Source organism: Serinicoccus profundi (assembly GCF_008001015.1).
Lineage (GTDB): Bacteria > Actinomycetota > Actinomycetes > Actinomycetales > Dermatophilaceae > Ornithinicoccus > Ornithinicoccus profundi.
The window spans coordinates 957,717-981,133 of sequence record NZ_CP042862.1 but is presented as its reverse complement, the minus strand read 5'-3'; the positions used below and the strand labels follow the sequence as shown (position 1 = coordinate 981,133).

Below are 23,417 nucleotides of genomic sequence, written 5' to 3'. Positions count from 1 at the left end.
GGGCGAGCGCCGCGCGCTCAGACCGCGCGCTTCTTGAGCTTGCGCCGCTCGCGCTCGGACAGGCCGCCCCAGATCCCGAAGCGCTCGTCGTTGGACAGGGCATACTCCAGGCACTCCGAGCGGACCTCGCACCCGACGCAGACCTTCTTGGCCTCGCGGGTGGATCCGCCCTTCTCCGGGAAGAACGCCTCAGGATCGGTCTGCGCGCACAGCGCCCGCTCCTGCCAGGACATCTCCTCCGTCTCGTCGATCGCGTGCATCATCGACATTAGTTCCAGCTCGTGCATGGCTCCTCCTCGACCTCTCGCCTACACCTCGCGCCGGCCACGTCCTCGCCGCCGAAGGTGCTCCGGTGCAAGATCGCAACACCTGAATTACACGCGTGTCATCCGCTCTAGTCAACCCCGGATCTGCTAGGAGCTGTCGGGCCGCCCACAATGTCGGCATGCAGATCACCGTTCTGGCCGGCGGCGTCGGGGGTGCGCGGTTCACCCGCGGCCTCCTCGACGCGCTCACCGCCGACGGCTCCGCGGGGCCCCCTGCGGTCACCGTCGTGGGCAACACGGGCGACGACATCACCCTCGTCGGCCTGCGGGTATGCCCGGACCTCGACACCCTGCTCTACACCCTCGGCGGGTCGGTCGACGAGGCCCAGGGGTGGGGTCGCGCCGGGGAGTCCACCCGCGTCTCCGAGGAGCTGCGGACCCTCGGCGTCGGGCCGGACTGGTTCACGCTGGGCGACCAGGACCTGGCCACCCACCTGGCCCGGACGAGGTGGTTGGCGCAGGGTCGCACGCTGAGCGAGGTGACCGCGTCCCTCGCGCAGCGCTGGGGCCTGCCGGAGCGCGGGGTGCGCCTGCTCCCCGCGACCGACGCCCCCATCGAGACCCACGTCGTCGTCGACGACGGGGAGAGCGAGCGTGCCATCCACTTCCAGGAGTGGTGGGTGCGGCACCGGGCGGCGGTCCCGGCCCGTCGCTTCACCGTCGCCGGGCTCGCGCAGGCCAGCGCCGCCCCCGGGGTCCTCGACGCGATCCGCTCGGCCGACCTCGTGCTGCTGCCCCCGAGCAACCCGGTGGTCTCCATCGGGATCATCCTGGGGGTCCCCGGTGTCCGGGAGGCGCTGCGCGGAACCCGGGCCCCCGTGGTGGGGGTCAGCCCCCTGCTCGGCGGGCGACCCGTCCGCGGTCACGCCGACGCGTGCCTGCAGCCCCTCGGGGTGGAGGTGAGCGCGGCCGGGGTGGCGGGCCTCTATGCCGACTTCCTCGACGGATGGCTCGTCGACGACGCGGACGCCGACGCGGCCTACCCGACGAGCCTCGAGGTCCGCTCCCTCGACCTGCTCATGCGCGACCAGGCGGGTGCCGCGCGCCTGGCCGGCGCAGCGCTGGAGTTCGGCCGCGACCTCGCCGCCGCGCCGGCCGGGCAGCGGTGATGGCGCCCGGCGAGATCGACGAGGTCGGGGAGGTCGGGGAGGTCAAGCTGCTCCCGCTCACCGGCATGCCCGAGGTCACCGCAGGGCTGGACCTGGCGGACGCGCTCGTCACCGCCGCCTCCCGCTGGGGCGGGGTGCGGACGGGGGACGTCGTCGTGGTGTCGAGCAAGCTGGTGTCCAAGGCGCTCGGGCTGCGTCACGAACCCCCCGTCGACCGCGAGCAGGTGGTGCGTGAGCACACGGTGCGGGTCGTGGCCGAGCGCCTCACGCCCGCCGGTCTGACCCAGGTGGTCGAGTCGGCCGCCGGCCCGGTCCTGGCCGCTGCGGGGGTCGATGCCAGCAACACCGGCGCCACCGACGCGCTCCTCGTGCTGCCGCGCGACCCGGACGCCGCCGCGAAGACCCTGCACGAGGAACTGATGGCGCACCACGCCTCGCTCGACCCGGCCGCCCGTCCACGCTTCGGGCTGCTCCTCAGCGACACCGCCGGGCGGCCGTGGCGCGAGGGGCAGACCGACATCGCGCTCGGGGCCCACGGCCTCGACGTGCTGGAGGATCTGCGGGGCACGACCGATGTCGACGGGCGGCCGCTGGCCGTCACGAGCCGCGCGGTCGCCGACGAGCTCGCCGGCCGCCGACCTCGTCAAGGGCAAGGCGAGCGGGATCGGCGCGGCCCTGGTGCGGGGGCTCGCGCACGTCGTCACGCACGAGGACGGCGGCGGCGCCCGCTCGTTGGTGCGTACCGGCCCGGGCGACTGGTTCGCCCTCGGTCACCGCGAGGCGGTCCGCGCTGCTCTCGGCGCCCCACCGGGCAGCGAGGCGGCCCGGTCCGTGGGCCTGCCCTCCGTCGTCCCCGAGCCCGAGGAACGCCGCGTGCGGCGAGCCACGGACCTCGCGCTCCTGGGCCACCCCGGGGCACGGGTCGGTGGCTCCGTCGAGGAGGGCCTCACGGTGCACGCGGCCGACCCGGTGCTCGCCGGCCGCGTCGCGGCGCGGCTCGAGGTGGCGCTGAGCGCGGAGGACCTCCCGGCCCGCGTCCGCGTCGTCACCGACCGCGCGGGCGGCTGATCGGCAGGTGCGTCCGCGGGGCCATCCGCGGACCACGCCGCGGACGCATGGCCCCGGACAGCTCGAGCAGCCGCTGCACGCGGTAGCGCTGGCCTACGTAGGGCTCCAGCACCCCCACCAGGGCACGGTCGTCGACGGGACGCCCCGTGAGCGCCCACCCGATGTTGGCGGCGACGTGGTAGTCGCCGAAGGACACGGCGTCCGGGTCTCCGAGGGCCCGCTGCGCGGTCTCGGCGGCGGTCCACACCCCCACGCCGGGTATGGCGGTGAGCCGGGCGCGGGCGGCGGCGTGGGTCAGGCTCGTGCACTCCTCCATCCGGGCGGCGACCCGGACCACGCGGAGCACGGTGTCGGCCCGCTGCGGGCTGACCCCGGCGCGCAGCCACTCCCACGAGGGGACACCCACCAGCGTCTCGGCCGACGGGGGGACACGCAGCCCCAGCCCCGAGCCGGGGCCCGGGGCGGGCTCGCCGAAGCGCAGCACCATCCGACGCCACCCGGAGAACGCCTCCTGGCCGGTGACCTTCTGCTCGATGACGGCCGGCACCAGCGCCTCCAGGACCAGACCCGTCCGGGGCACCCGCCAGCCAGGGTGCAGGCGCAGGGCCCGCGCCACCGGTTCGTGCACCGGGGTGAAGCCCCGGGTGTCGTCCTCCTCCCCCAGCATCCGGGGCAGGCGCTCCAGCAGCCAGTCCGCACCGGCCCCCCAGGCCTGCGCCGCGACCGGTGCGTCCGGGGTGCGGCGGGGCAGCCGGAGGGTGGCCGGGCCCGCCGGGGTGCGCACGCCACGCCAGAGCGCTCCCCCGGCCACGGTCCACGCGGGGTCGCCCGCCCCACGACGCAGCGTGCCCCAGGTCGCCCCGATGTCGAGGGGGGTGACCGGGCGCCATACGCGGTGTCGGGCGGTGTCCACAACCCGCAACCCTGCCGTTCTGGTTGCCGCGGACGCAAGGGCACCCGTTAGCGTGGGTGCGTGCATGCGCCTCACGAGATCCTGGCGCGGGCCGTGGCCGCCGACGCCACCCGCCCGGCTCTCACCTACTACGACGACCGACCCGACGGCACCGGGGAGCGCATCGAGATCTCCCGCAAGGTCCTGCGCACCTGGGTCGCCAAGGCCTCCAACGCGCTCCAGGAGGGGCTGGACGTCCAGCCCGGCTCCGTGGTCCTCGTCGACCTCCCCGCGCCGCACTGGAGGCTCGCCTACTGGGCGCTGGCGGTGTGGTCCGTGGGTGCCACGCTCACCGTGGACGCCCACGAGGGGGCGGACGTCCTGGTCACCGCCGACCCGGACAGCCCGGTCGCGGAGGACTCCGACGAGGTCGTGGCGGTCACCCTGCCCGCACTGGCCCGTCGCTACTCCGGCGAGCTGCGCTCGGGCGTCATGGACGAGGCCGCCGAGCTGGCCAGCTACGCCGACGACTTCACCCCGTGGGACGAGGCCGAGGAGCAGGACACCGCCCTCGTCAGCGGCGGCGAGCGGGTGGCCTACGCCGAGCTGGTCGACGGGCTCCCGGACCTCCCGTCCGGGTCCCGGGCCCTGCTCGCCACCACCGACCCGGGCCGCTTCGTCCGCCAGGTCCTCCAGGTGCTGTTCCACGACGCCTCGGCGGTGCTGGTCCACGGCACCGTCCCCGACGCGCAGGATCCCCGGTGGGGCTCCGAGGGCGTGGACCACCTCCCGCAGGATCGGACCGCCTTCGGGGGCTGACCGGGCGCCGGGTAGCCTCGCCGCCATGGACAAGGTCGTCGCTTCCGCCGTGGAGGCGCTCGAGGGGCTCACCGACGGCATGACCGTCGCCGTGGGTGGTTTCGGGCTCTCCGGCATCCCCACCGTGCTCATCCACCAGGCGCTCGAGCAGGGCACGAAGGATCTCGAGGTCGCCTCCAACAACTGCGGCGTCGACGGCGCCGGGCTGGGGCTTCTCCTCGCGGAGGGTCGCATCCGCCGGGTCATCGCCTCCTACGTCGGGGAGAACAAGGAGTTCGCCCGGCAGTACCTCTCCGGCGAGCTGGAGGTCGAGCTCACCCCGCAGGGCACCCTCGCGGAGAAGCTGCGCGCGGGTGGCGCCGGGATCCCCGCCTTCTTCACCCCGACCGGGGTCGGCTCGCAGGTGTCCGAAGGGGGTATGCCGTGGCTGTACGACAGCGAGGGCAACGTCGTCAAGGAGTCGCCCGCCAAGGAGACCCGTGAGTTCGAGGTGCGCGGACACGCCCGCGACTACGTCCTCGAGCACGCCATCTTCGCCGACTTCGCCCTGGTCCGGGCCGCCAAGGGCGATCGGCACGGCAATCTCGTCTTCAACCAGTCCGCGCGCAACTTCAACCCGCTGTGCGCCATGTCGGCCCAGATCGCCGTCGCCGAGGTGGAGGAGCTCGTCGAGCCCGGCGAGATCGACCCGGACGACGTGCACCTCCCCGGCATCTACGTCCAGCGTGTCCTGGCGCTCACCCCCGAGCAGGCCACCGACAAGAAGATCGAGAAGCGCACCACCCGCCCGCGCCCCGGGCAGACCCCGACCCCCACCGACCAGACCCAGGAGGCCTGACCGATGGCGCTCACCCGCGAGGAGATGGCCGCACGCGCCGCCGCCGAGCTGCACGACGGCGACTACGTCAACCTCGGCATCGGTATGCCGACCCTGGTCCCCAACTACGTGCCCGACGACGTCGAGCTCGTCCTGCAGTCCGAGAACGGCATCCTCGGCGTCGGCCCCTACCCCTACGAGGGTGAGGAGGTGCCCGACCTCATCAACGCCGGCAAGGAGACCGTCACGGTCCGTCCCGGCGCGAGCTTCTTCGACTCGGCGACGAGCTTCGGGATGATCCGGGGCGGCAAGGTCGACGCCGCCATCCTCGGCGCCATGCAGGTCTCGGCCGCCGGCGACATCGCCAACTGGATGATCCCCGGCAAGATGGTCAAGGGCATGGGTGGGGCGATGGACCTCGTCCTCGGCGCCAAGAAGGTCGTCGTGCTCATGGACCACGTCGCCAAGGACGGCTCGGCCAAGATCGTCTCCGAGTGCGACCTGCCCCTCACCGGCCTCAAGGTCGTGCAGCGCATCATCACCGACCTCGCGGTCATCGACGTCACGCCCGAGGGGCTCGTGCTGCGCGAGCTCGCGCCGGGTGTCACCGTCGAGGAGGTCGTCGAGAAGACCGAGCCCGAGCTGCGGATCGCCCTGGACGAGCCCACCCCGGAGCCCACCCCCGCGGCCTGAGCTCAGCCCCGGCGACGGGGGCCGCGCAGGAAGCCGGCCCCCCACGTGAGGTGCATCGTCGCCAGGACCGCCGGCATGCGCGCCATGACGGCCCTCCCGTGGTGGCGGGAGATCCAGGCCCCGCCGAGGGTCACGGCGGCGGCATACCCCGCGGGCAGCAGCCACAGCGGACGCCACGCCAGCCCACCGACCGCGCCCGCGGCGACCAGGACGAGGGTCACCGGCGGCGCCAGGTAGCGCGCGTTGACCGAGTCGGGATGGTGCCGGACGACCTGTCGGCGCCACTGCCCGCTGCCGTAGAACTGACGCGCCAGGTCACCGAAGCTGGACCGGGGGCGGTAGGTGACGGTGAGCTCCGGGGTGAACCACACCGTGCCCCCCGCCTGGCGGATCCGGTGGTTCATCTCCCAGTCCTGCGCGCGGGTGAAGGTCGGGTCGTAGCCGCCCACGCGGTGCAGCCACTCGCGGCGGAAGACCCCGAGGAAGACGGTGTCGGCCGGCCCGGCCTCCCCACCGACATGGAAGCGCTCACTGCCCATCCCGAGCGGCGAGCGCATCGCCAGGGCGACCGTCTCCTGCAGGGTGCCGACCCCCTCGGCGAGCATGATGCCCCCGACGTTGGCCGCGCCGGTCTCCTCCAGGATCTCGACCGCGCGACGGATGTAGCCCTCGCTCAGCTCCCCGTGGCCGTCCATCCGCACGACGACCTCGTGGCTGGTCGCGGCAAGGGCGGCGTTGAGGCCGTCGGGGGTGCGGCCCGAGGGGTTGTCCACGACCCGGATCCGCGGATCCGCCGCCGCGAGCCCGTCGGCGACCTCCCGGGTCCGGTCGCGGCTCGGCCCGACGGCGACGACGACCTCCAGCACCCCCGGGTAGTCCTGGGCCAGCACCGAGCGCACGGCGTGCGGGAGGTGTTGCTCCTCCTCCAGGACGGTCATGATCACCGACACGGGGGGCAGGGACACGGGCCGCGACGCTGAACTCACCTCGCGAGGCTACCCCGCACCGGACGCGCGCGGCGGCGCGGCACTCCCAGCCCGGCGCAAGGTCGAGCACGTAGTCTTGCGTCCCGTGCCCGACCATCCGCAGGACGACTGGACCCGCCCGATGCCGCGAACCCCGCGCGAGGGCCACCGCCACGACCCCGACGCCACCGAGCGGATCCCGCTGCCGCCCCGCGGCCGACGCGACGAGGATTCCCAGCACCGGGCCTACGAGGACCACCGGCAGTACGACGAGGACCACCGGCAGTACGACGAGGACCACCGGCGGTACGACGAGGACCAGGACCGGTATGACGACCGCGGGGAACGGTATGCCGCACCCCCGCGTGACCGGGGTCGCGGGCGTCGACGCCCCCGCTACGGGGTCCGCCGGGTGATGGCGCTGCTGGCCCTCGCGCTCGTCGCCTACCTCGTGACGATGATCGTCGTGGTCTCCCTCGTGTGGGGCAGCGTCAACCGGCTCGACGCGACCCCCGACGTGGCGGACCGGCCCGCAGCGGCCCAGGGCGAGAACTACCTGCTCGTCGGCACCGACAGCCGGGAGCAGCTCTCGGAGGAGCAGCGCGGGGAGTTCGGCACCGGCTTCACCGAGGGGCACCGCGCCGACACCGTCATGCTCCTGCACGTGCCGACCTTCGGCGAGCCGACCCTGGTCAGCCTGCCGCGCGACAGCTACGTCGAGATCCGGGACGCCGGCTGGAACAAGCTGAACTCCGCCCATGCCAACGGCGGCCCCGAGCAGCTCGTCGACACCGTCGAGCGCGCCACCGGGCTGCCCGTGGACGGCTACATGGAGATCGGCTTCGGCGGCTTCGTCGATGTCGTCAACGGGGTCGGTGGCGTGGAGATGTGCCTGGAGGCGCCGATCGTGGACGACAAGGCCCACATCGACCTGCCCGCGGGCTGCCAGGAGCTCGCCGGGGAGCAGGCGCTGGGCTACGTCCGGATGCGTTACAGCGACCCGCGCGGCGACATCGGCCGGGTGGAGCGGCAGCGGGAGTTCCTCTCCGCGCTCGTGGACAAGACCCTCACCCCGTCGACCGCCCTGGTCCCGTGGCGGCTGCACGAGGTGGGCACGGCCACGGGTTCGGCCATCAGCCTCGGGGACGACACCTCGATGCTCGAGGCCGGCCGGATGGCCTGGGCGATGCGCCAGGTCGCCGGCGGTAACGGCAACTCGGTGACCGTCCCCGTCGCAAACCCCAACTACCCCACCGAGGTCGGGAGTGCCGTGCTCTGGGACGAGGAGCGCGCCGGCCAGCTCTTCACCGCGCTGCGGCAGGACCAGGCCATCACCGTCGAACCGTGAGCCCGTTCGGGCTACCCTTGCGCTGATCGGAGGTGACCATGGCGGACCCGCACGACGCAGAGCACGACGCCGAGACCACGGCCCCGGCGCCGGCCGACCAGGACCCCACCCTGGTCGCCGACCGCTACCGCATCGTCCGCACCCTCGGCCGGGGTGGCGGCGGACACGTCTGGCTGGCGACCGATGAGAACCTCGGCAGACAGGTCGCACTCAAGCGCGTCGGTGGCGAGACCGACACCGAGATCCTCCTGAGCCGCGGCTTCCGGGAGGCCCGCACCAGCGCCACCCTGGCCCACCAGCACGTCGTGCGCGTCTACGACGCCTTCGAGCACGAGGGCTCGCCCTGGATCGTCATGGAGTTCATCGAGGGCCCCTCGCTCGCCGAGCTCATCGCCGACGGTCGCCGACTCCCACCGACCCAGGTCGCCGCCATCGGTGCCCAGATGGCCACCGCGCTCGCCGCCGCCCACCGGGCCGGCATCCTGCACCGTGACGTCAAGCCGGCCAACGTGCTGCTCACCGGTGGCGAGGGGCACGACGCCAAGCTCACCGACTTCGGCATCGCCCGGGCCGACGAGGACCCCCAGCTCACCCGGACCGGCTTCGTCTCGGGCACGGCCGCCTACTTCTCCCCCGAGCTCGCCCGCGGAGAGGACCCGAGCACCGCCTCGGACGTCTGGGCGCTGGGCGCGACGCTCTACGCCGCGGTCGAGGGGCGTCGACCCTTCGACGAGCGGCCCAACGCCGTCGCCCAACTGCACACGATCGCGCGGGAGGACCCCCGTCCACCGCAGCACGCCGGCGAGCTGACCTCCGCCCTGCAGGGCATGCTCGATCCGGACCCCTCATCCCGCTGGAGCGCCGCGCGAGCCGCCGAGGAGCTCGGCGCTGTCGCCGCAGGCACGAGCCCGGCCGGGCGCAGCGCCACGGCAGCGGGTGCGGCAGGAGCAGCTGCCGGGGGGTGGGCCGCCGCCGGCGCTGCAGGCGACCACACCCAGGCCGTGCCCCAGGCCGACCCGACGAGGTCCTTCCCGCGCCAGGCCGAGCCCGGGCCACGGACCTCCGGGCTCGCCGCCGGCCCCCAGCGGGACGGGCGCGGCCAGGGCCAGCACGCCCCCGCCGCCCCGCACCGCACCGGCCCCCAGCAGGCGGCCCCGCGCCGCAGCATGTGGCTGGGCTGGCTGCTCGCCGTCCCGCTGGCGCTGCTGCTCGGCTGGCTGGTGTGGAGCATCGCCACCGGCCTGGACGGCGGCGGTTCCGGTGACGGACCCGCGAGCGACCCCGGTCCGACCTCAGAGGCGCCGGGAACCCCGGTGAGCGCCCAGGAGGCGCAGGACCTCGCCCAGGCCTTCTACACGACGCTGGACACCGAGGGCCTGGCCGCTGCGCAGGAGCTGACCACACCCACGGCCTTCATCGCCTCCGACATCGCGGACGGTCTCGACAGCATCTCCGTCGCGGACGTGGACGCGCAGGAGATGGAGGACGGCACCGCGCGGGTGAGCTCGGTGGTGACCTACACCTACGGCTCCATCGTCATCGTGCAGGACGAGACCCTGGGCATCGGCCGAGAGGACGGCACGGCGCGGATCTCGCTGCGCGACGCGGTGGAGCGGAGCAGGTCGGGCGGATCGACCGACAGCGGCGCCGATGACGCTCCCCAGGACAGCGCTCCGGAGGAGAGCAGCACCGACGACGACACCACCGACGAGGGAACCACCGACGACGACGGTGGTCAGGGCAACGGGAACGGCACCGAGGGCAACGGCACCGAGGGCAACAACGGCAACCGCAACAACGGCAACGGGAACGACGACGACGGTCGCTGACGTGAACGGCCCGGTGCTCAGCCCTTGAGCAGCTGCCGCGCCATGACGACGCGCTGGATCTGGTTGGTACCCTCGTAGATCTGGGTGATCTTGGCGTCGCGCATCATCCGCTCCACCGGGAAGTCCTTCGTGTAGCCGTATCCACCGAGCAGCTGCACGGCGTCGGTCGTCACCTCCATGGCCACGTCCGAGGCGAAGCACTTGGCCGCCGCCCCGAAGAACGGCAGGTCGGCGTCACCCCGCTCGGACTTGGCGGCGGCGACATACACCATCTGCCGGGCGGCCTCGAGCTTCATCCCCATGTCGGCGATCATGAACTGCACCCCCTGGAAGTCGGCGACGGCCTGGCCGAACTGACGCCGCTCCTTGACGTAGCCGAGCGCGAAGTCCAGGGCTCCCTGGGCGATGCCGACGGCCTGCGCGCCGATGGTGACCCGCGTGTGGTCGAGGGTGCGCAGCGCGATCTTGAGGCCCTCGCCCGGGCCACCGATCATCCGGTCGGCCGGGATCCGGCAGTTGTCGAAGTGCAGCTCGCGGGTGGGGCTGCCCTTGATGCCGAGCTTCTTCTCCGGGGCGCCGAAGGTGAACCCCTCGTCGTCCTTCTCGACGACGAAGGCGCTGACGTTGCGCCCGCGCGGGCCGTCGGGGTCGGTGACCGCCATGACGGTGTAGTACTCGCTGACGCCGGCGTTGGTGATCCACGACTTCTGGCCGTTGAGCACGAACTCGTCGCCGTGCGCGACCGCCTTGCAGGTCATGCCGGCGGTGTCCGACCCCGCCCCGGCCTCGGAGAGGCCGTAGGAGAACATCGCCGCCCCCGAGGCGACCGCGGGGAGGTAGCGGGACTTGAGGTCCTCGCTCGCGGCGAGGATGAGCGGCATCGTGCCGAGCTTGTTGACGGCCGGAATGAGCGAGCTGCTCGCGCAGGCGCGCGCGACCTCCTCGATGACGATGCAGGTGGCCAGCGCGTCGGCGCCCACGCCGTCGTAGTCCTCCGCGATGTGGGGGGCGTGGAAGTCGGTCGCGACGAGGGCCTTGAGGGCCTCGTCGGGGAACCTGCCCTCCTCATCGACGGATGCGGCGTGCGGCGCGATCTGCTCGTCCGCGACCTCGCGTACGGCCTCGCGCAGCGCCTCGTGATCCTCGTTGATCCGGAACAGGTCGAAGTCGCTCATGGGGGCAGCGTACCCGCCGACGTCGGGTGCCTGACGTGCACGTCAGCCCTGCAGCGCGGGGATGACCTCGCTCTCGAAGAGCTCGATGCCGCTGGTGTCGTAGGCCGCCTCGGCGAAGTAGGTGATGGCGTAGGTCATGCCCAGCGCCTCCATGCCCTGCAGCGTCTCGACGATCTGCTCGGGTGTCCCGACCGCAGGCTGGGTCCGCAGGCTGTCGGCCTGCTCCTGCGCCCGCTCCGGGGAAAGCCCCGCCTGGAGGTAGCGCTCCCGCACCGCGGCCAGCCGCTCCTCCACCTCGGCCTCGTCGCGGCCGATGACGACGTTGTAGTTGGCGCTGCGGACGATCTCGTCCAGGTCGCGCCCCACGTCGGCGCAGTGCTCGGCCAGGACGGCCGACTTGTGCGCGAAGCCCTCCGGCGTGCCGTCGAAGTTGGTGGCGTCGGCATACTCCGCCGCGATCCGCAGCGTCTTGCGCTCCCCGCCACCGGCGACCCACATGGGTATGCCGTTGCGCGGGCTGCCCCCGAACCCCTCGGTGCTTCCCTGCAACGGTCGGGGGTGGCACAGCGCGCCGTCCACCTGGTAGTGCTCGCCGACCAGCGTGGCCGACCCCGTCGTCCACATCTGCCGGAAGATCTCCACCCCCTCACGCAGCCGCGCCAGCCGCTCCCCCGCCCCGGGGAAGCCGTAGCCGTAGGCGCGCCACTCGTGCTCGTACCACCCGGCGCCGATCCCCATGTCGACCCGGCCGCCGGAGATGACGTCGACGGTCGCGGCGACCTTGGCGAGGTAGGTCGGCTCGCGGTAGCTCATGCAGGTGCACATCTGGCCGAGCCGGATGCGCCCGGTCGTCGCCGCCAGCGCGGCCATGAGCGTCCACGCCTCGTGGCACGCCTCGGTGCTGGGGTCAGGCACGGTGTGCATGTGGTCGTAGACCCACAGCGAGGACCAGCCCTCCTCGTCGTCCGCCCGTCGGGCGAGGTCGAGCATGATGCCCCACTGATGCTCGGGGGCGATGCCGACGAGGTCCATCCGCCAGCCCTGGGGCACGAAGAGTCCGAACTGCATGGCCACAACCTAACCCGGTGCGGCGACATCTGCGGAGCCCTTCGGCGACGAATAGCCGGCATGAGACAGATCACCCCCGCGCTCCTCGTGTGCGCCCTCCTGCTCGCCGGCTGCGCCGGCGGCGGGGAGAGGTGACCGTGGTCAACACCGACGCGGTCGCCCACACGGTGACCTCGGACGAGGAGGCGGTCTTCGACGTCTCGATCGAGGCCAACTCCGAGGCCACCTTCACCGTGCCCGACGAGCCGGGCGAGTACTCCTTCTTCTGCGAGCCGCACCCCAACATGGTCGACACCCTCGTCGTCGGCTGAGCCCCGTCAGTCCTGGGTGCGGCGCTGCCGCAGCGCCGCACCCTTGGCGTGCGCCTGGTCGCGCAGGTCGTCGGCGAAGGTGGCGAGCTGGTCGCGCCATCCCCGGGCCCGCTCCCCCTCGCCGGCCGCGAGCACCCGCACCGCGAGCAGGCCGGCGTTGCGGGCTCCCGCCACCGACACGGTGGCGACGGGGATGCCGGCGGGCATCTGCACGATGGAGAGCAGGGAGTCCATGCCGTCGAGGTGCTTCAGTGGCACCGGCACGCCGATGACGGGCAGCACGGTCACCGAGGCGAGCATGCCGGGCAGGTGCGCGGCGCCACCGGCCCCGGCGATGAGGACGCGCAGCCCGCGGTCCGCGGCGCCGCGGCCGTAGTCGATCATCTCGGTCGGCATCCGGTGCGCCGAGACCACATCGGCCTCGTAGGGCACGCCGAACTCCTCGAGCACCTGGGCCGCGGCCTCCATCACCGGCCAGTCGCTGTCGCTGCCCATGACGAGGCCTACGAGAGGCTGCGCGTGCTGCTCGTCGCGGCTCATTCGGTTACCACTCCTTGGAGGTAGTCGGCGGCGTGGCGGCTGCGCTCGCGCAGGTCCTCCAGCGACGCCAGGTCGCCGGAGGAGCCGCCGTAGACGGTGACGTGGCCGAGCTTGCGCCCCGGGCGCACACCCTTGCCGTAGAGGTGGACCTTGAGGCCGGGGTCGCGGGCCAGGAGGTGACGGTACGTCGCATACAGCTCGGGGTAGTCCCCGCCGAGGACGTTGGCCGAGGCCGTCCAGGGGGCCCGGGCCGCGGGCTCGCCCAGCGGCAGGTCGAGGACGGCGCGCAGGTGCTGCTCGAACTGGCTGGTGACCGATCCGTCGATGCTCCAGTGCCCGCTGTTGTGCGGGCGCATCGCGAGCTCGTTGACGAGGTATGCCGCCGCCCCGGTCCGCGGGTCGCTCACCTCGAACGCCTCGACCGCCATGACGCCGGTCACGCCGAGCTCGCCGGCGATGCGCAGCGCCCCTTCGGTGAGGGCGGCCGCCAGGTCCGGGTCGAGCGAGGGGGCGGGGGCGAGGACCTCGGTGTTGATGCCGCCCTCCTGGACGGTCTCGACGACCGGCCACGCCGCGGCCTGGCCCGACGGGCTGCGCCCGACCATGATCGAGAGCTCGCGGCGGAAGTCGACGGCCTCCTCGAGCAGGATGCCGTCGGCGAGTCCGCCCTCGCCCACGGCAGCGAGCCACGGGTCGAGGTCGCGGGGCCCACGGCAGACCAGGACCCCCTTGCCGTCGTAGCCGCCACGGGGCGCCTTGGCGACTAGCGGCCAGCCCACCCGTGCGCCGAACTCCTCGACGTCGGCGGCGGTGCGCGCGTGCGCCCAGCGCGGGCAGGGCAGCCCGAGCTCGGTCAGCCGGCGGCGCATGGCGAGCTTGTCCTGGGCGAAGACGAGGGCCTGCGGGCTGGGGTGCAGCTCGACCCCGTCGTCCTGCAGGGCGAGCAGCACCTCCTGAGGCACGTGCTCGTGGTCGAAGGTCACCACGTCGCAGCTGCGGGCGAAGGCGCGGACGGCCTCGAGGTCGGTGTGCTCACCGACCGGGCTGTGCGGCACGACGAGGGCGGCGCTCGCGGTCGGCCCCTCCGCGAGGACCGACAGGGTGATGGACAGGTTCGTCGCCGGGGGCTGGCACATGCGGGCGAGCTGGCCCCCGCCGACGATGCCCACCACCGGGAAGCCGCCCTCGGCACGGACGGGGTTGGGAGAGGTCACCGGACCAGCCTACCCAGCGGCGCCACCTAGACTGCCGCCCCGTGACCCCCTCACCGACCCCCGGGCTGCTGGCCCGCGCGCGCGCGACCTACCAGGTCCTCGTCGCCGAGCTGGCGAAGTTCGGCACGGTGGGTGCCCTGGCCTTCGTCCTGGACACCGCGCTCTACAACGTCCTCGTCTTCGGCGTGCCCGGGGTCACCGACGCACCGATGTCCGGCTCACCGCTGTGGGCCAAAGTCGTGGCCACGAGCGTGGCCACCGTCTTCTCCTGGGTCGGCAACCGGTGGTGGACCTTCCGGCACCGCCGCAGCGAGCCGGTCGCCCACGAGTTCGCCCTCTTCGTCGTCTTCAACGCCGTCGGGCTGCTCATCGCCGTCGCCTGCCTGGGCTTCTCCCGCTACGTCCTGGGCCTGGACAGCCAGCTCGCCGACAACATCTCCGGCAACGGCGTGGGCCTGGTCCTGGGCACGTTGTTCCGCTTCTGGGCCTACCGCACCTTCGTCTTCCGCGGAGAGCTGCAGACGCGGGAGCAGGATCAGGGCGTCGTCGCCAGGGGCAGGTAGCAGGCGAAGACGGGAGGGAAGGCGCGGACCAGCTCCACGCGCCCACCGATGGACTCCGCCGTCTCCCGCGCCACCGCGAGCCCCAGCCCGGTGCCCTGCCCGGTGGTGATGCCGCGGTCGAAGATCGTCCGGGCCAGCTCCCGCGGGATGCCCGGCCCTTGGTCGGACACGCTGAAGATCGCCGAGGGGCCGGAGCGCGCGACGTGCAGCCGGACATCGCCCCGACCGTGGATGAGGGCGTTCTCCACGAGCGTGTTGAGCACCTGGGAGAGGACCGACGCGCTGGCCTCGACGATGACCCCGCGCTCGCAGGTGAGCTCGATCGTGCGCCCCCGCTCCTCGAACGCCGGGGTCCACTCCTCGTCGAGCCCGGCGACCACGGCGTCGGCGGCGCTCACCGCACCGCCGCTGGCGTGCCCCGCCCGGGTCCGCTGCAGCAGCTCGTCGACGACACCGGTGAGCCGCTCGACCTGGCTGATCGCGATCTCGGCCTCCGCACGGGCCACCGACGCGTCGTCGGACTGCGCGATCTCCTCCAGCCGCAGCAGGAGGGCGGCCAACGGGGTGCGGAGCTGGTGGGAGGCGTCCGCGGCGAAGGAACGCTCGAAGACCAGGGCGCGGGCGAAGGTGTGGTGGTGGCGGTCCACCTCCCGGGCCAGGGCGTCGATCTCGGCAATGCCCGACCGGAAGGGCTCCTGCTCGACGAGCCGGCCGGGGCGGGCCTCCGGGTCGAGCGCGAAGCCGCCCGAGGCGAGCTCGTCGGTGCGGTGGGCCAGCTGGCGCAAGGGGCCGGCGGTGGACTCCGCACCCCGGTCGGCCAACGAGCGGGCCACCGGTATGCCGACCGCCAGCATGACGCCGCCGCTGACGACGAGTGCGGCCAGCAGCAGCCAGTCCGGCAGGGCACCGTCCCCGCTGAGCCACCGGGTGGTCTGCGCCTCGCGCAGCAGCCAGGCGTTGAGGGCACCGAAGAGCAGCGAGACACCGACCAGCGTCAGCACGATCCGCACCGCCAGCTCGCGCAGGACCTTGCGCACGGTGCTCAGTCCGCGACGTCGGCGTCGGCGCCGTCGGGGTCGTTCTGGAAGCGGAACCCCACCCCTCGCACCGTGACGATGTGCCGCGGGTCGTGGGCGTCGTCGCCGATCTTGCGACGCAGGACCGACACGTGCATGTCGAGCGTCTTCGTCGACCCGAACCACGTGTCCCAGACCTCGCGCATGAGCACCTCGCGGGAGACCACGCGGCCCTCCTCGCGCATGAGGACCCGCAGGAGGTCGAACTCCTTGGTGGTGAGGCGGACCTCGCGGTCGTGCAGGAAGACCCGGCGCGCCTCGATGTCCATCCGCAGCGCGGAGCCGCTCGGGGTCTGGGTCGAGCTCGGCCCGCGCCGCAGCAGTGCCCGCACCCGGGCGAGCAGCTCACCGAGCCGGAAGGGCTTGGTGACGTAGTCGTCCGCACCGGCGTCCAGGCCGACGACGGTGTCCACCTCCTCGCTGCGGGCGGTGAGCATGAGCACGGGCATCCGCACGCCCGAGTCGCGCAGCGACCGGCAGACCTCGACGCCGTCGAGCTGGGGCAGCCCGAGGTCGAGGACGAGCAGGTCGTGCCCGAGGTCACCGGTCGCCTCGGCCAGGGCGGCTCGCCCGTTGGCGGCGACCGTCACCTCATAGCCCTCGCGCCGCAGGGCGCGGGCGAGCGGCTCCGAGATCGTCGGGTCGTCCTCGGCCAGCAGCACTCTGGTCACGTCGTCTCCCTCCGCATAGATGGCTGACAGTATGCGCTTTCGGTCATCGTCCCGGCCACCGCGGCGTGCGCTTCTCGGCGAAGGCCGCGACCCCCTCGGCCCGGTCACCGCTGAACGCGGTGGCCCGCCAGGCGCCATCCTCGATGTCCAGGCCGGCGGCCAGGTCGGTGCCCATCCCCACGCGCATCGCCCGTTTGGCGTTGCGGACGGCGACCGGGGAGTTGGCCGCGATCGTGGCGGCCAGCGCCAGGGCCCGCTCCCGGGCGGAGCCCGCCCCCACGAGCTCGTCGACCACCCCGAGGTCTCGTCCCTCCTGCGCGGTGAGTCGGCGAGCGGTGAAGATCATCGACGCCGCACGCGACCACCCCACGCGGCGGGTGAGCAGCTGGGTGCCGCCCCCGCCCGGGATGACCCCGACGCCGACCTCGGGCAGGGCCAGCGTCGCGCCCTCCCCGGCGACGATGAGGTCGCAGGAGAGCGCGAGCTCCAGCCCGCCCCCCAGGGCATACCCCTCGACGGCGGCGATCGCGGGCACCGGTAGGTCGAGCACGCCGCGGTAGGCCTGCTTGGAGACCAGCCGGTGGTCCATCATCTGCGCGTCGGTGAAGCCGTTGCGCTCCTTGAGGTCCGCGCCGACGCAGAAGGCCCGGTCGTGGGCGCTGGTGAGGACGACGGCGCGCACGGAGGGGTCCGCCGCGAGCACTGCGGTCGTGGCGGTGATCTCCTGCGCGAAGGCCGTGGAGATGGCGTTCATGGCCTCCGGGCGGTCCAGGGTGAGCTCGACCACGAGGCCGTCGCCGGTCTCGGGGTGCGTGTGTCTGCTCACCTGCAGCATCGTCGGTGCGTCCATGCCTGTGAGGTTACTGGTCGCGCAGGTGCTCGACGTCCCCGGCGTGGTGCACACCGAGCTCGCCGCCCTCCCGGCGGACGATCAGCGCGCCGTCCTCGCCGATCCCGACGGCCTCACCCCGGCGGGCCGATCCGTCGGGGCCGTGCACCACGACGGAGCGTCCGAGGGTCGCGCTCCGGTCGAGGTATGCCGTGCGCACCGGCTCCGCCTCGCCCGCGGCGAGCGGGGCGTGCAGCTCGCGCAGCCGGTGGAGGTAGTCCTCGAGGAAGCCGTCGCGGGCTCCCGGCGGCAGCGGTGCCCCGCCGCGGGCGAGGCGCCAGGACGTGGCGGTGGGCACCGGGAGCTGGTCCTCCCGGTGGTCGATGTTGACCCCCACCCCCACGACCACCGCACCGCTGTCGGCGACCTGCACGAGCACGCCGCAGATCTTCCCCGGCGCCGGCCCACCGTCGACGAGCACGTCGTTGGGCCACTTGAGCCGGGCCCGCACCGGCCACCGGCCGGCGGCCAGCGCGTCGACCACCGCGACCCCCGCCGCCAGCGGCACCCACCCGGCCAGGGATCCGGGCACCGGCGGCAGGACGACGCTGACCGCCAGCCCGGTGCCGGGAGGGGAGGACCAGGCGCGGCCGCGCCGCCCCGCCCCCGCGCTCTGGTGCTCGGCGATGACCACGCGACCCGGGCGCGGGTCGGCGAGCGCCTCGACGTTGGTGGAGCCGATCGTCTCGTGCCGTTCCGGCGTGGCCCAGCGCAGTCGTTCCATGGGGGCAAGGCTAAGTTGGGACCATGACCGACACGCTCAGCGCCGACAGCCAGGGAGACGACGGGCCGGACCTGCGCACCACCGCGGGACGTCTCGCGGACTACCGCGCGCGCGTCGAGGACGCCGCCCACGCCGGGTCGGGCAAGGCCGTCGAGAAGCAGCACGCCAAGGGCAAGCTCACCGCCCGCGAGCGCATCGACGCCCTCCTCGACGAGGGCAGCTTCACCGAGCTCGACGCCCTGGCCCGCCACCGCTCGACCGCCTTCGGCCAGGAGAAGAACCGCCCCTACGGTGACGGCGTCGTCACCGGCTACGGCACCGTCGACGGCCGCCCCATCGCCGTCTTCGCCCAGGACTTCACCGTCTTCGGCGGCTCGCTGGGCGAGGTCTTCGGCGAGAAGATCGTCAAGGTCATGGATCTGGCCATGAAGATCGGGTGCCCGGTCGTCGGCATCAACGACTCCGGCGGCGCCCGCATCCAGGAGGGCGTCGTCGCCCTGGGCCTCTACGCCGAGATCTTCAAGCGCAACGTGCACGCCTCGGGCGTCATCCCCCAGATCTCCCTGGTCATGGGCCCGTGCGCGGGTGGCGCCGTCTACTCCCCCGCGATCACCGACTTCGTCGTCATGGTCGACCAGACCTCGCACATGTTCATCACCGGCCCGGACGTCATCAAGACCGTCACCGGCGAGGACGTCACCATGGAGGAGCTCGGCGGGGCCCGCACGCACAACTCCACGAGCGGGGTGGCGCACTACCTCGCCAGCGACGAGGACGACGCCTTCGAGTACGCCAAGGAGCTGCTCGGCTACCTGCCGCAGAACAACCTCGAGGACCCCCCGGCCTACGACGAGGAGCCGGACGAGGAGGTGGGCGAGGCCGACACGGCGCTGGACGTCCTCATCCCCGACTCCCCCGGCGTCCCCTACGACATCACCGAGGCCGTCCGGGCGGTCCTGGACGACGGCGACTTCCTGCAGGTGCAGGAGCTCTTCGCGCCCAACATCGTCGTCGGCTTCGGCCGGGTCGAGGGACGCTCGGTCGGGGTCGTCGCCAACCAGCCGATGCAGCTGGCCGGCACCCTCGACATCGACGCCTCGGAGAAGGCCGCGCGCTTCGTGCGGACCTGTGACGCCTTCAACATCCCGATCCTCACCTTCGTCGACGTGCCGGGCTTCCTGCCGGGCACCGACCAGGAGTTCGGCGGGATCATCCGCCGCGGCGCCAAGCTGCTGTACGCCTACGCCGAGGCGACCGTGCCGCTGGTCACCGTCATCACCCGCAAGGCCTACGGCGGTGCCTACGACGTCATGGGGTCCAAGCACCTCGGCGCCGACATCAACCTCGCGTGGCCGACCGCGCAGATCGCGGTGATGGGCGCCCAGGGCGCCGCCAACATCCTCTACCGCCGCGAGCTGGCGCAGGTGAGGTCCGAGGGCGGTGACGTCGAGGCCGAGCGGGAGCGCCGCATCCGGGAGTACGAAGACACCCTGGCCAACCCCTACGTCGCCGCCGAGCGCGGGTACGTCGACGCGGTCATCGAGCCCTCCCACACCCGGATCGAGGTGGCGCGGGCCCTGCGGCACCTGCGCTCCAAGCGGTCCAACCGGGCGCCGCGCAAGCACGGGAACATCCCGCTGTGAGCGAGGTCGTCGACGGGACGCCGGAGCAGCCGGCCCCACCCGTCATCCGCGTCCTGCGGGGCAACCCGACGCCGGTGCAGATCGCCGCGCTCACCGCGGTGCTCGCCGGAGCCGGCGGCGTCGAGCAGGCCCCGGACGGCCCGGGTCAGCGACGCACCCTGTGGACCGCGCGGTCCCGCTTCGCCCGGCCCCGTCCCTCGGTCGGCCCGGGCGGCTGGCGCGCCTCGGCGCTGCCCCGCTGAGCCGACCTCAGGTCGAGACGGCCTCCGCGCCCCCCTGACCCTGCTCCTGCAACTCCCGACGCTCGGCGTCCGCGCGCGGCCGGAAGACGAACCACCCGACCGCCAGCGCGGTGAGGAACAGCAGGAGCATCACCGAGAACAACGGCCAGATGCCGGTGAGGGCGATGACGGGCACCGCGAGCGCGGTCACCAGACCGCCCCCGAAGAACGGCTCGAAGACCAGCTGCTTGTAGCCGAAGGCCTCGAAGGCCGGGCTCTCGGCGTCCGGGTCGGTGATCCGCATGAGGATGAGCCCGGTGGCCGTGACCCCCATCGACTGGCCGAAGTCGCCGATCCCCCGCTCGAACCAGTAGCGACCGATGATCCGCGGGGCGAACCAGAGGAACAGCCCGACGTTAATCGCGATCCCGGCGAGCGCCAGCAGGATGAAGGACCAGATGTTGGCGCCGATCGCCTCCAGCGACAGCGTGCCGATCGCGGCGACGATGAGGAAGTCCAGCGCCCAGCCCTGGATGCGCAGCATGATCTGGTGGTCGATGAGGTGGTCGACGCCCAGGGCCGTGGCCAGGGCCTGGACCGCCACACCACCGAGGAGCGCGAGCGGGAAGAGCGGGACGAAGGCGAAGACCTCGAGCGGGGTGTCGCCGTTGATGAGGATGCTGGAGTAGGTCTGGCTCTCGACCCAGCGCAGCGCCTCGAGCACGCCCCAGCCGAGGAGGATGGCGACCGACACCAGGGCCATGTGCAGCGACAGCGGCTCCACCGAGGCGGGTCGGCTGGTCATCGTGCCGGCCGGGTAGTGCTCGTCCTTGCGGAACAGCCCCTTCTGCTCCTCGACCGAGGCCTGGACGTCACCCTTGAGGATCTCGGTGCGGCCGGTGCGGACCCCCCAGTTGATGAGCGCGATGCCGATGACGACGCCGGCCACGATGCCCACGGTGGCGATGCCGACGGCGAGGTCGGCGCCCTCGGCATACCCGAGGTCCTCGAGCACCGGTCGCATCCCGGCCGCTGTGCCGTGCCCGCCCTCGAAGCCCATCTCGATGAGCGCGCCGATCATTGGCTCGGCGGCGAAGAGCGGCACGAGCACCAGCGCCGCGAGCAGCAGCCCGACGACGTACTGGCCCGACCCCATGGCCACGCCCAGCGCCAGCTGGGGGCCGACGAGCCGCCCGGCCCGCTTCGGCGTCGGGAGGTCCTGGCCGAGGAACATCGTGGCGAAGACGACGCTGATGAGCAGCCCGGGCAGGGCGCTCCACACGTCGAGCATCGGTTGGGTGAACAGCCCGTTGTCGCCCACCGGTCCGCCGACCCGGCCGAGCACCTGCGGCCCCAGGAGGAGGATGAGGAAACCCCCGATGATCGAGCTGGGCAGGAAGAGCTTCTGCACCCAGCCGACCTTGACGCGGATGACCTTGCCCAGGAGCAGGAACAGCCCCAGGACGATGAGTGCGAAGCCGATCTGGTCAGCGGACATCGCTGCCCCTCCCTCAGTGTCGTGGTCGGGTCACCCTGACATACCGGCAGGCGCACCCGCCAGTCTCGCGCGGCCCGCTCACCCCGCGTCGTCGCGCCGGGTGGCCACCGCGAAGACGCGCCGGAAGGGCAGCACCACACCGGCGTCGGTGCGGGGGTAGGCCCGGCGCAGGGCGGCCCGGAACTCCTCGGTGAAGTCGGCGCGCAGGTCCTCCGGCAGGGCCTGCAGCGTCGGGCGGGCGCCGGTGGCGCTCACCCAGGTGAAGACCGGGTCCGGGTCCTGCCCCTCGGGGTCGAGGACGTGCAGGTAGGTCGTCTCCCAGGCATCGACGGCGGCTCCGGCCTCCGCCAGCACCCGGAGGTAGTCGGCCGGGTCGTGCGAGGCGGGCGAGGCGATGCCCGCGAGGTGAGCGGCATACGTCGGCTGCTCCGCGATCTGCCGACGCAGGGTATGGCTCGGCTCGCCGAAGTTGCCCGGCACCGTCATCGCGAGGACACCGCCGGGGCGCAGGCGCCCCACCAGGTCGGGCAGCAGGTCGAGGTGGCCCGGGACCCACTGCAGGGTCGCGGTCGTGACGAGCAGGTCGACCTCCCCCGCGTGTGCGCCGCCGCGCGCCCAGTCGACGAGATCGCCCACCTGCGCCCGGACCGTGCCGCCGCCGGCCACCTCCTGCGCGGCGGCCACCATCTCGGCGGAGGAGTCGAGGCCCAGCACGTCGGCGTCGGGCCACCGGTCGGCGAGCCAGCGCAGCCCGTGCCCGGGCCCGCACCCCAGGTCGACGATGCGCCGCGGCTCCAGCGGCGGCACCCGCGCCATGAGCTCGACGAAGGGCCGGTCGCGCTCGGCGGCATACCGGGTGTAGTGGCTCGGGTCCCAGCTATCGCTCATGGTGCTCCTGCTCGGGGTCGGTGCTCTCGCGCGCGCGCAGGGCGCGGTAGACCGCCCGCACCCCGACCGCGCGTTCCAGCTCCTGGGTGACGACGGAGAAGAACTGGTGGCGGTAGGTGTCGTCGGTGACCGCGCTGACGATGAAGTAGAGGCCGGAGAAGGAGGCGAGGAACAGCGAGACCTTGACCAGCTCGGCGGAGACGCTGCCGAGGTAGGGGACGTGGTGGGTGCGCTCCAGGCCCGTCCAGGCGAGCTGGGTGTCCTGCTGCATGATGATCGAGCCGAAGACGAGCAGGAAGACGAAGACGGCGACGATGAGCGCCACGACCTGCACGAGCTGGATGACGAGCAGCACGAGGATGAGGTTCCACCGCTCGAAGCCGGTGACCCGGGCGTAGGACGCGGCGTCGACGGCGGGATCGGCCGCCAGCCGGGCCTGCGTGGCCTCCATCGGCGTGCCCCGGCAGGTGCGCTCCAGGAAGGCCGCGTCCACGGCGTCGTCGGCCTTGTCGACCTCCTCCGGGAGCCGGATGAGCTGGAAGACGACCCCCACCCCGAGCAGGAGCAGGACGACCAGCCAGTGCGTGGCGAAGGGAAGGCTCGCGCTCATCTCCCACGCCTCGGCGTTGATGAAGAGGAAGGCGACGAAGAGCAGCAGCAGCGGCAGCGCCCGCATCGCGGTCCCCACGAGCAGCGGCACGCTGCGCACCGTGCGGCGCAGGGCGAAGGTGAGGATGGGGCGGGCGTGCAGGGCGGTCGAGGCATACCAGAGCACCGCCACGACGACGAGCGTCAGCCACACCGCCGGGGCAGCGCTGACCTGCTGCGACACCCATCCGAGTGCCCCACCGAGGGCGGCGGTCGCGACGAGCACGAGAGCCGCCAGCGGGACCAGGACACGGGGGCGCAGCGCGGCCCGGGCGGCGGCCCGCTCGGCGGGCACGAAGTAGGACAGGCCGTTGGCCAGGAACCAGCGCTCGGTCTCCCGGCGCGGGTCGGCGGTGCGAGTTCGGCGGGCCACGGGGACAGGGTATGCGGAGGTGGGGGTGTCGGCTGCGCGCGATAGGTTC

The 23,417-nt window shown here is 73.1% G+C and carries 25 protein-coding genes and 1 pseudogene; 12 read left to right on the top strand and 14 right to left on the bottom strand.

Annotation, left to right across the window (positions count from 1 at the left end; genetic code table 11):
- Positions 1-17: 17 nt before the first annotated feature.
- Entirely contained in the window at positions 18-287 is a 270-nt protein-coding gene (locus tag FA582_RS04605) for a WhiB family transcriptional regulator (protein ID WP_029541604.1), read from the bottom strand.
- Positions 288-445: 158 nt separating this feature from the next.
- Here FA582_RS04605 and cofD point away from each other — a divergent pair, with 158 nt between their 5' ends.
- From cofD to FA582_RS17000, 3 genes and pseudogenes are all read left to right on the top strand, one after another.
- Positions 446-1,435 carry a 2-phospho-L-lactate transferase gene (cofD, locus tag FA582_RS04600; protein ID WP_010148790.1) on the top strand — a complete coding sequence of 330 codons (990 nt, stop codon included), beginning with the start codon at positions 446-448 and terminating at the stop codon, positions 1,433-1,435.
- A pseudogene (locus tag FA582_RS17005) lies at positions 1,435-2,007 on the top strand (coenzyme F420-0:L-glutamate ligase); the annotation flags it as partial. The gene cofD and the pseudogene FA582_RS17005, both read left to right, overlap by 1 nt.
- 1 nt (position 2,008) lies before the next feature.
- Positions 2,009-2,503 (top strand): hypothetical protein, encoded by a 495-nt coding sequence (locus FA582_RS17000; RefSeq protein ID WP_238705483.1) that lies wholly within the window; start codon positions 2,009-2,011, stop codon positions 2,501-2,503.
- Here the strand turns inward: FA582_RS17000 and FA582_RS04590 are convergent.
- Positions 2,481-3,416, bottom strand: coding sequence for a DNA-3-methyladenine glycosylase family protein (locus FA582_RS04590; RefSeq protein WP_010148792.1), 936 nt, complete (start codon positions 3,414-3,416; stop codon positions 2,481-2,483). The two genes, FA582_RS17000 and FA582_RS04590, sit on opposite strands and share 23 nt — an antisense overlap.
- Before the next feature lie 60 nt (positions 3,417-3,476).
- Here FA582_RS04590 and FA582_RS04585 point away from each other — a divergent pair, with 60 nt between their 5' ends.
- Genes FA582_RS04585 through FA582_RS04575 form a run of 3 tightly spaced genes read left to right on the top strand, consistent with a single transcriptional unit; the run spans position 3,477 to position 5,724 of the window.
- Entirely contained in the window at positions 3,477-4,214 is a 738-nt protein-coding gene (locus tag FA582_RS04585) for a TIGR03089 family protein (protein WP_010148793.1), read from the top strand.
- Positions 4,215-4,239: 25 nt separating this feature from the next.
- Positions 4,240-5,052 carry a CoA transferase subunit A gene (locus FA582_RS04580; RefSeq protein WP_010148794.1) on the top strand — a complete coding sequence of 271 codons (813 nt, stop codon included), beginning with the start codon at positions 4,240-4,242 and terminating at the stop codon, positions 5,050-5,052.
- 3 nt (positions 5,053-5,055) lie between these two features.
- Positions 5,056-5,724: a 3-oxoacid CoA-transferase subunit B gene (locus FA582_RS04575; RefSeq protein ID WP_010148796.1), complete on the top strand. Its 669-nt coding sequence runs from the start codon at positions 5,056-5,058 to the stop codon at positions 5,722-5,724.
- A gap of 2 nt (positions 5,725-5,726) precedes the next feature.
- On the opposite strand, the gene FA582_RS04570 is transcribed toward FA582_RS04575, so the two are convergent.
- Positions 5,727-6,689 (bottom strand): glycosyltransferase, encoded by a 963-nt coding sequence (locus tag FA582_RS04570; RefSeq protein ID WP_010148797.1) that lies wholly within the window; start codon positions 6,687-6,689, stop codon positions 5,727-5,729.
- Positions 6,690-6,795: 106 nt separating this feature from the next.
- On the opposite strand from FA582_RS04570, the gene FA582_RS04565 reads away from it, so the two are divergent.
- Both FA582_RS04565 and FA582_RS04560 read left to right on the top strand, forming a co-directional pair.
- Entirely contained in the window at positions 6,796-8,037 is a 1,242-nt protein-coding gene (locus tag FA582_RS04565) for an LCP family protein (protein ID WP_010148798.1), read from the top strand.
- A gap of 38 nt (positions 8,038-8,075) precedes the next feature.
- A complete protein-coding gene (locus FA582_RS04560) occupies positions 8,076-9,866 on the top strand; it encodes a serine/threonine-protein kinase (RefSeq protein WP_238705473.1) in 1,791 nt (596 codons plus the stop codon).
- A 17-nt stretch (positions 9,867-9,883) separates the two neighbouring features.
- Here FA582_RS04560 and FA582_RS04555 read toward each other — a convergent pair whose 3' ends face one another.
- Both FA582_RS04555 and FA582_RS04550 read right to left on the bottom strand, forming a co-directional pair.
- Positions 9,884-11,041 carry an acyl-CoA dehydrogenase family protein gene (locus FA582_RS04555; RefSeq protein WP_010148802.1) on the bottom strand — a complete coding sequence of 386 codons (1,158 nt, stop codon included), beginning with the start codon at positions 11,039-11,041 and terminating at the stop codon, positions 9,884-9,886.
- Between the two features lie 42 nt (positions 11,042-11,083).
- Positions 11,084-12,109 carry an LLM class F420-dependent oxidoreductase gene (locus tag FA582_RS04550; RefSeq protein WP_010148803.1) on the bottom strand — a complete coding sequence of 342 codons (1,026 nt, stop codon included), beginning with the start codon at positions 12,107-12,109 and terminating at the stop codon, positions 11,084-11,086.
- A 17-nt stretch (positions 12,110-12,126) separates the two neighbouring features.
- Here FA582_RS04550 and FA582_RS17495 point away from each other — a divergent pair, with 17 nt between their 5' ends.
- The gene (locus FA582_RS17495) at positions 12,127-12,420 is read left to right on the top strand and encodes a cupredoxin domain-containing protein (protein WP_081480622.1); all 294 of its coding nucleotides are present in this window, start codon (positions 12,127-12,129) and stop codon (positions 12,418-12,420) included.
- A 6-nt stretch (positions 12,421-12,426) separates the two neighbouring features.
- Here FA582_RS17495 and purE read toward each other — a convergent pair whose 3' ends face one another.
- Positions 12,427-12,960, bottom strand: coding sequence for a 5-(carboxyamino)imidazole ribonucleotide mutase (gene purE / locus FA582_RS04540; RefSeq protein WP_010148806.1), 534 nt, complete (start codon positions 12,958-12,960; stop codon positions 12,427-12,429).
- Positions 12,957-14,174 (bottom strand): 5-(carboxyamino)imidazole ribonucleotide synthase, encoded by a 1,218-nt coding sequence (locus FA582_RS04535; protein ID WP_010148807.1) that lies wholly within the window; start codon positions 14,172-14,174, stop codon positions 12,957-12,959. The genes purE and FA582_RS04535 overlap by 4 nt, the downstream gene beginning before the upstream one ends.
- A 41-nt stretch (positions 14,175-14,215) precedes the next feature.
- Here FA582_RS04535 and FA582_RS04530 point away from each other — a divergent pair, with 41 nt between their 5' ends.
- Complete coding sequence (locus FA582_RS04530) at positions 14,216-14,737, top strand: GtrA family protein (RefSeq protein ID WP_010148808.1); 522 nt, start codon at positions 14,216-14,218, stop codon at positions 14,735-14,737.
- Here FA582_RS04530 and FA582_RS04525 read toward each other — a convergent pair.
- The 4 genes from FA582_RS04525 to FA582_RS04510 are packed head-to-tail and all read right to left on the bottom strand — an operon-like array spanning position 14,710 to position 18,097.
- On the bottom strand, positions 14,710-15,774 hold the full coding sequence (locus FA582_RS04525; RefSeq protein WP_010148809.1) for a sensor histidine kinase: 1,065 nt from the start codon (positions 15,772-15,774) through the stop codon (positions 14,710-14,712). The genes FA582_RS04530 and FA582_RS04525 overlap by 28 nt on opposite strands.
- Positions 15,775-15,779: 5 nt before the next feature.
- The gene (locus tag FA582_RS04520) at positions 15,780-16,484 is read right to left on the bottom strand and encodes a response regulator transcription factor (protein WP_033229308.1); all 705 of its coding nucleotides are present in this window, start codon (positions 16,482-16,484) and stop codon (positions 15,780-15,782) included.
- A gap of 43 nt (positions 16,485-16,527) precedes the next feature.
- Positions 16,528-17,334: an enoyl-CoA hydratase/isomerase family protein gene (locus FA582_RS04515; protein ID WP_010148811.1), complete on the bottom strand. Its 807-nt coding sequence runs from the start codon at positions 17,332-17,334 to the stop codon at positions 16,528-16,530.
- A 10-nt stretch (positions 17,335-17,344) separates the two neighbouring features.
- Positions 17,345-18,097 carry a biotin--[acetyl-CoA-carboxylase] ligase gene (locus FA582_RS04510; protein WP_010148812.1) on the bottom strand — a complete coding sequence of 251 codons (753 nt, stop codon included), beginning with the start codon at positions 18,095-18,097 and terminating at the stop codon, positions 17,345-17,347.
- Positions 18,098-18,120: 23 nt separating this feature from the next.
- Between FA582_RS04510 and FA582_RS04505 the strand changes: the two genes are divergently transcribed.
- Together FA582_RS04505 and FA582_RS04500 are read left to right on the top strand one after the other, a co-directional pair.
- Positions 18,121-19,740, top strand: coding sequence for an acyl-CoA carboxylase subunit beta (locus FA582_RS04505; RefSeq protein WP_010148813.1), 1,620 nt, complete (start codon positions 18,121-18,123; stop codon positions 19,738-19,740).
- Entirely contained in the window at positions 19,737-19,982 is a 246-nt protein-coding gene (locus FA582_RS04500) for an acyl-CoA carboxylase subunit epsilon (protein ID WP_010148814.1), read from the top strand. Before FA582_RS04505 ends, FA582_RS04500 begins: the two co-directional genes overlap by 4 nt.
- A 7-nt stretch (positions 19,983-19,989) precedes the next feature.
- On the opposite strand, the gene FA582_RS04495 is transcribed toward FA582_RS04500, so the two are convergent.
- From FA582_RS04495 to FA582_RS04485, 3 genes are all read right to left on the bottom strand, one after another.
- Complete coding sequence (locus FA582_RS04495; protein ID WP_010148815.1) at positions 19,990-21,459, bottom strand: sodium/glutamate symporter; 1,470 nt, start codon at positions 21,457-21,459, stop codon at positions 19,990-19,992.
- Between the two features lie 78 nt (positions 21,460-21,537).
- Entirely contained in the window at positions 21,538-22,347 is an 810-nt protein-coding gene (locus tag FA582_RS04490; RefSeq protein ID WP_010148816.1) for a methyltransferase domain-containing protein, read from the bottom strand.
- Positions 22,337-23,368: a hypothetical protein gene (locus tag FA582_RS04485; protein WP_010148817.1), complete on the bottom strand. Its 1,032-nt coding sequence runs from the start codon at positions 23,366-23,368 to the stop codon at positions 22,337-22,339. Before FA582_RS04485 ends, FA582_RS04490 begins: the two co-directional genes overlap by 11 nt.
- Between the last annotated feature and the right edge of the window lie 49 nt (positions 23,369-23,417).

Bases quoted from the DNA above. Each gene is read 5' to 3' on its own strand.
- FA582_RS04605 (WP_029541604.1), bottom strand. From the start codon at position 287: ATGCACGAGCTGGAACTAATGTCGATGATGCACGCGATCGACGAGACG.
- cofD (WP_010148790.1), top strand. From the start codon at position 446: ATGCAGATCACCGTTCTGGCCGGCGGCGTCGGGGGTGCGCGGTTCACC.
- FA582_RS17000 (WP_238705483.1), top strand. From the start codon at position 2,009: ATGTCGACGGGCGGCCGCTGGCCGTCACGAGCCGCGCGGTCGCCGACG.
- FA582_RS04580 (WP_010148794.1), top strand. From the start codon at position 4,240: ATGGACAAGGTCGTCGCTTCCGCCGTGGAGGCGCTCGAGGGGCTCACC.
- FA582_RS04575 (WP_010148796.1), top strand. From the start codon at position 5,056: ATGGCGCTCACCCGCGAGGAGATGGCCGCACGCGCCGCCGCCGAGCTG.
- FA582_RS04560 (WP_238705473.1), top strand. From the start codon at position 8,076: ATGGCGGACCCGCACGACGCAGAGCACGACGCCGAGACCACGGCCCCG.
- FA582_RS04555 (WP_010148802.1), bottom strand. From the start codon at position 11,041: ATGAGCGACTTCGACCTGTTCCGGATCAACGAGGATCACGAGGCGCTG.
- FA582_RS04550 (WP_010148803.1), bottom strand. From the start codon at position 12,109: ATGCAGTTCGGACTCTTCGTGCCCCAGGGCTGGCGGATGGACCTCGTC.
- purE (WP_010148806.1), bottom strand. From the start codon at position 12,960: ATGAGCCGCGACGAGCAGCACGCGCAGCCTCTCGTAGGCCTCGTCATG.
- FA582_RS04515 (WP_010148811.1), bottom strand. From the start codon at position 17,334: ATGGACGCACCGACGATGCTGCAGGTGAGCAGACACACGCACCCCGAG.
- FA582_RS04510 (WP_010148812.1), bottom strand. From the start codon at position 18,097: ATGGAACGACTGCGCTGGGCCACGCCGGAACGGCACGAGACGATCGGC.
- FA582_RS04505 (WP_010148813.1), top strand. From the start codon at position 18,121: ATGACCGACACGCTCAGCGCCGACAGCCAGGGAGACGACGGGCCGGAC.
- FA582_RS04495 (WP_010148815.1), bottom strand. From the start codon at position 21,459: ATGTCCGCTGACCAGATCGGCTTCGCACTCATCGTCCTGGGGCTGTTC.
- FA582_RS04490 (WP_010148816.1), bottom strand. From the start codon at position 22,347: ATGAGCGATAGCTGGGACCCGAGCCACTACACCCGGTATGCCGCCGAG.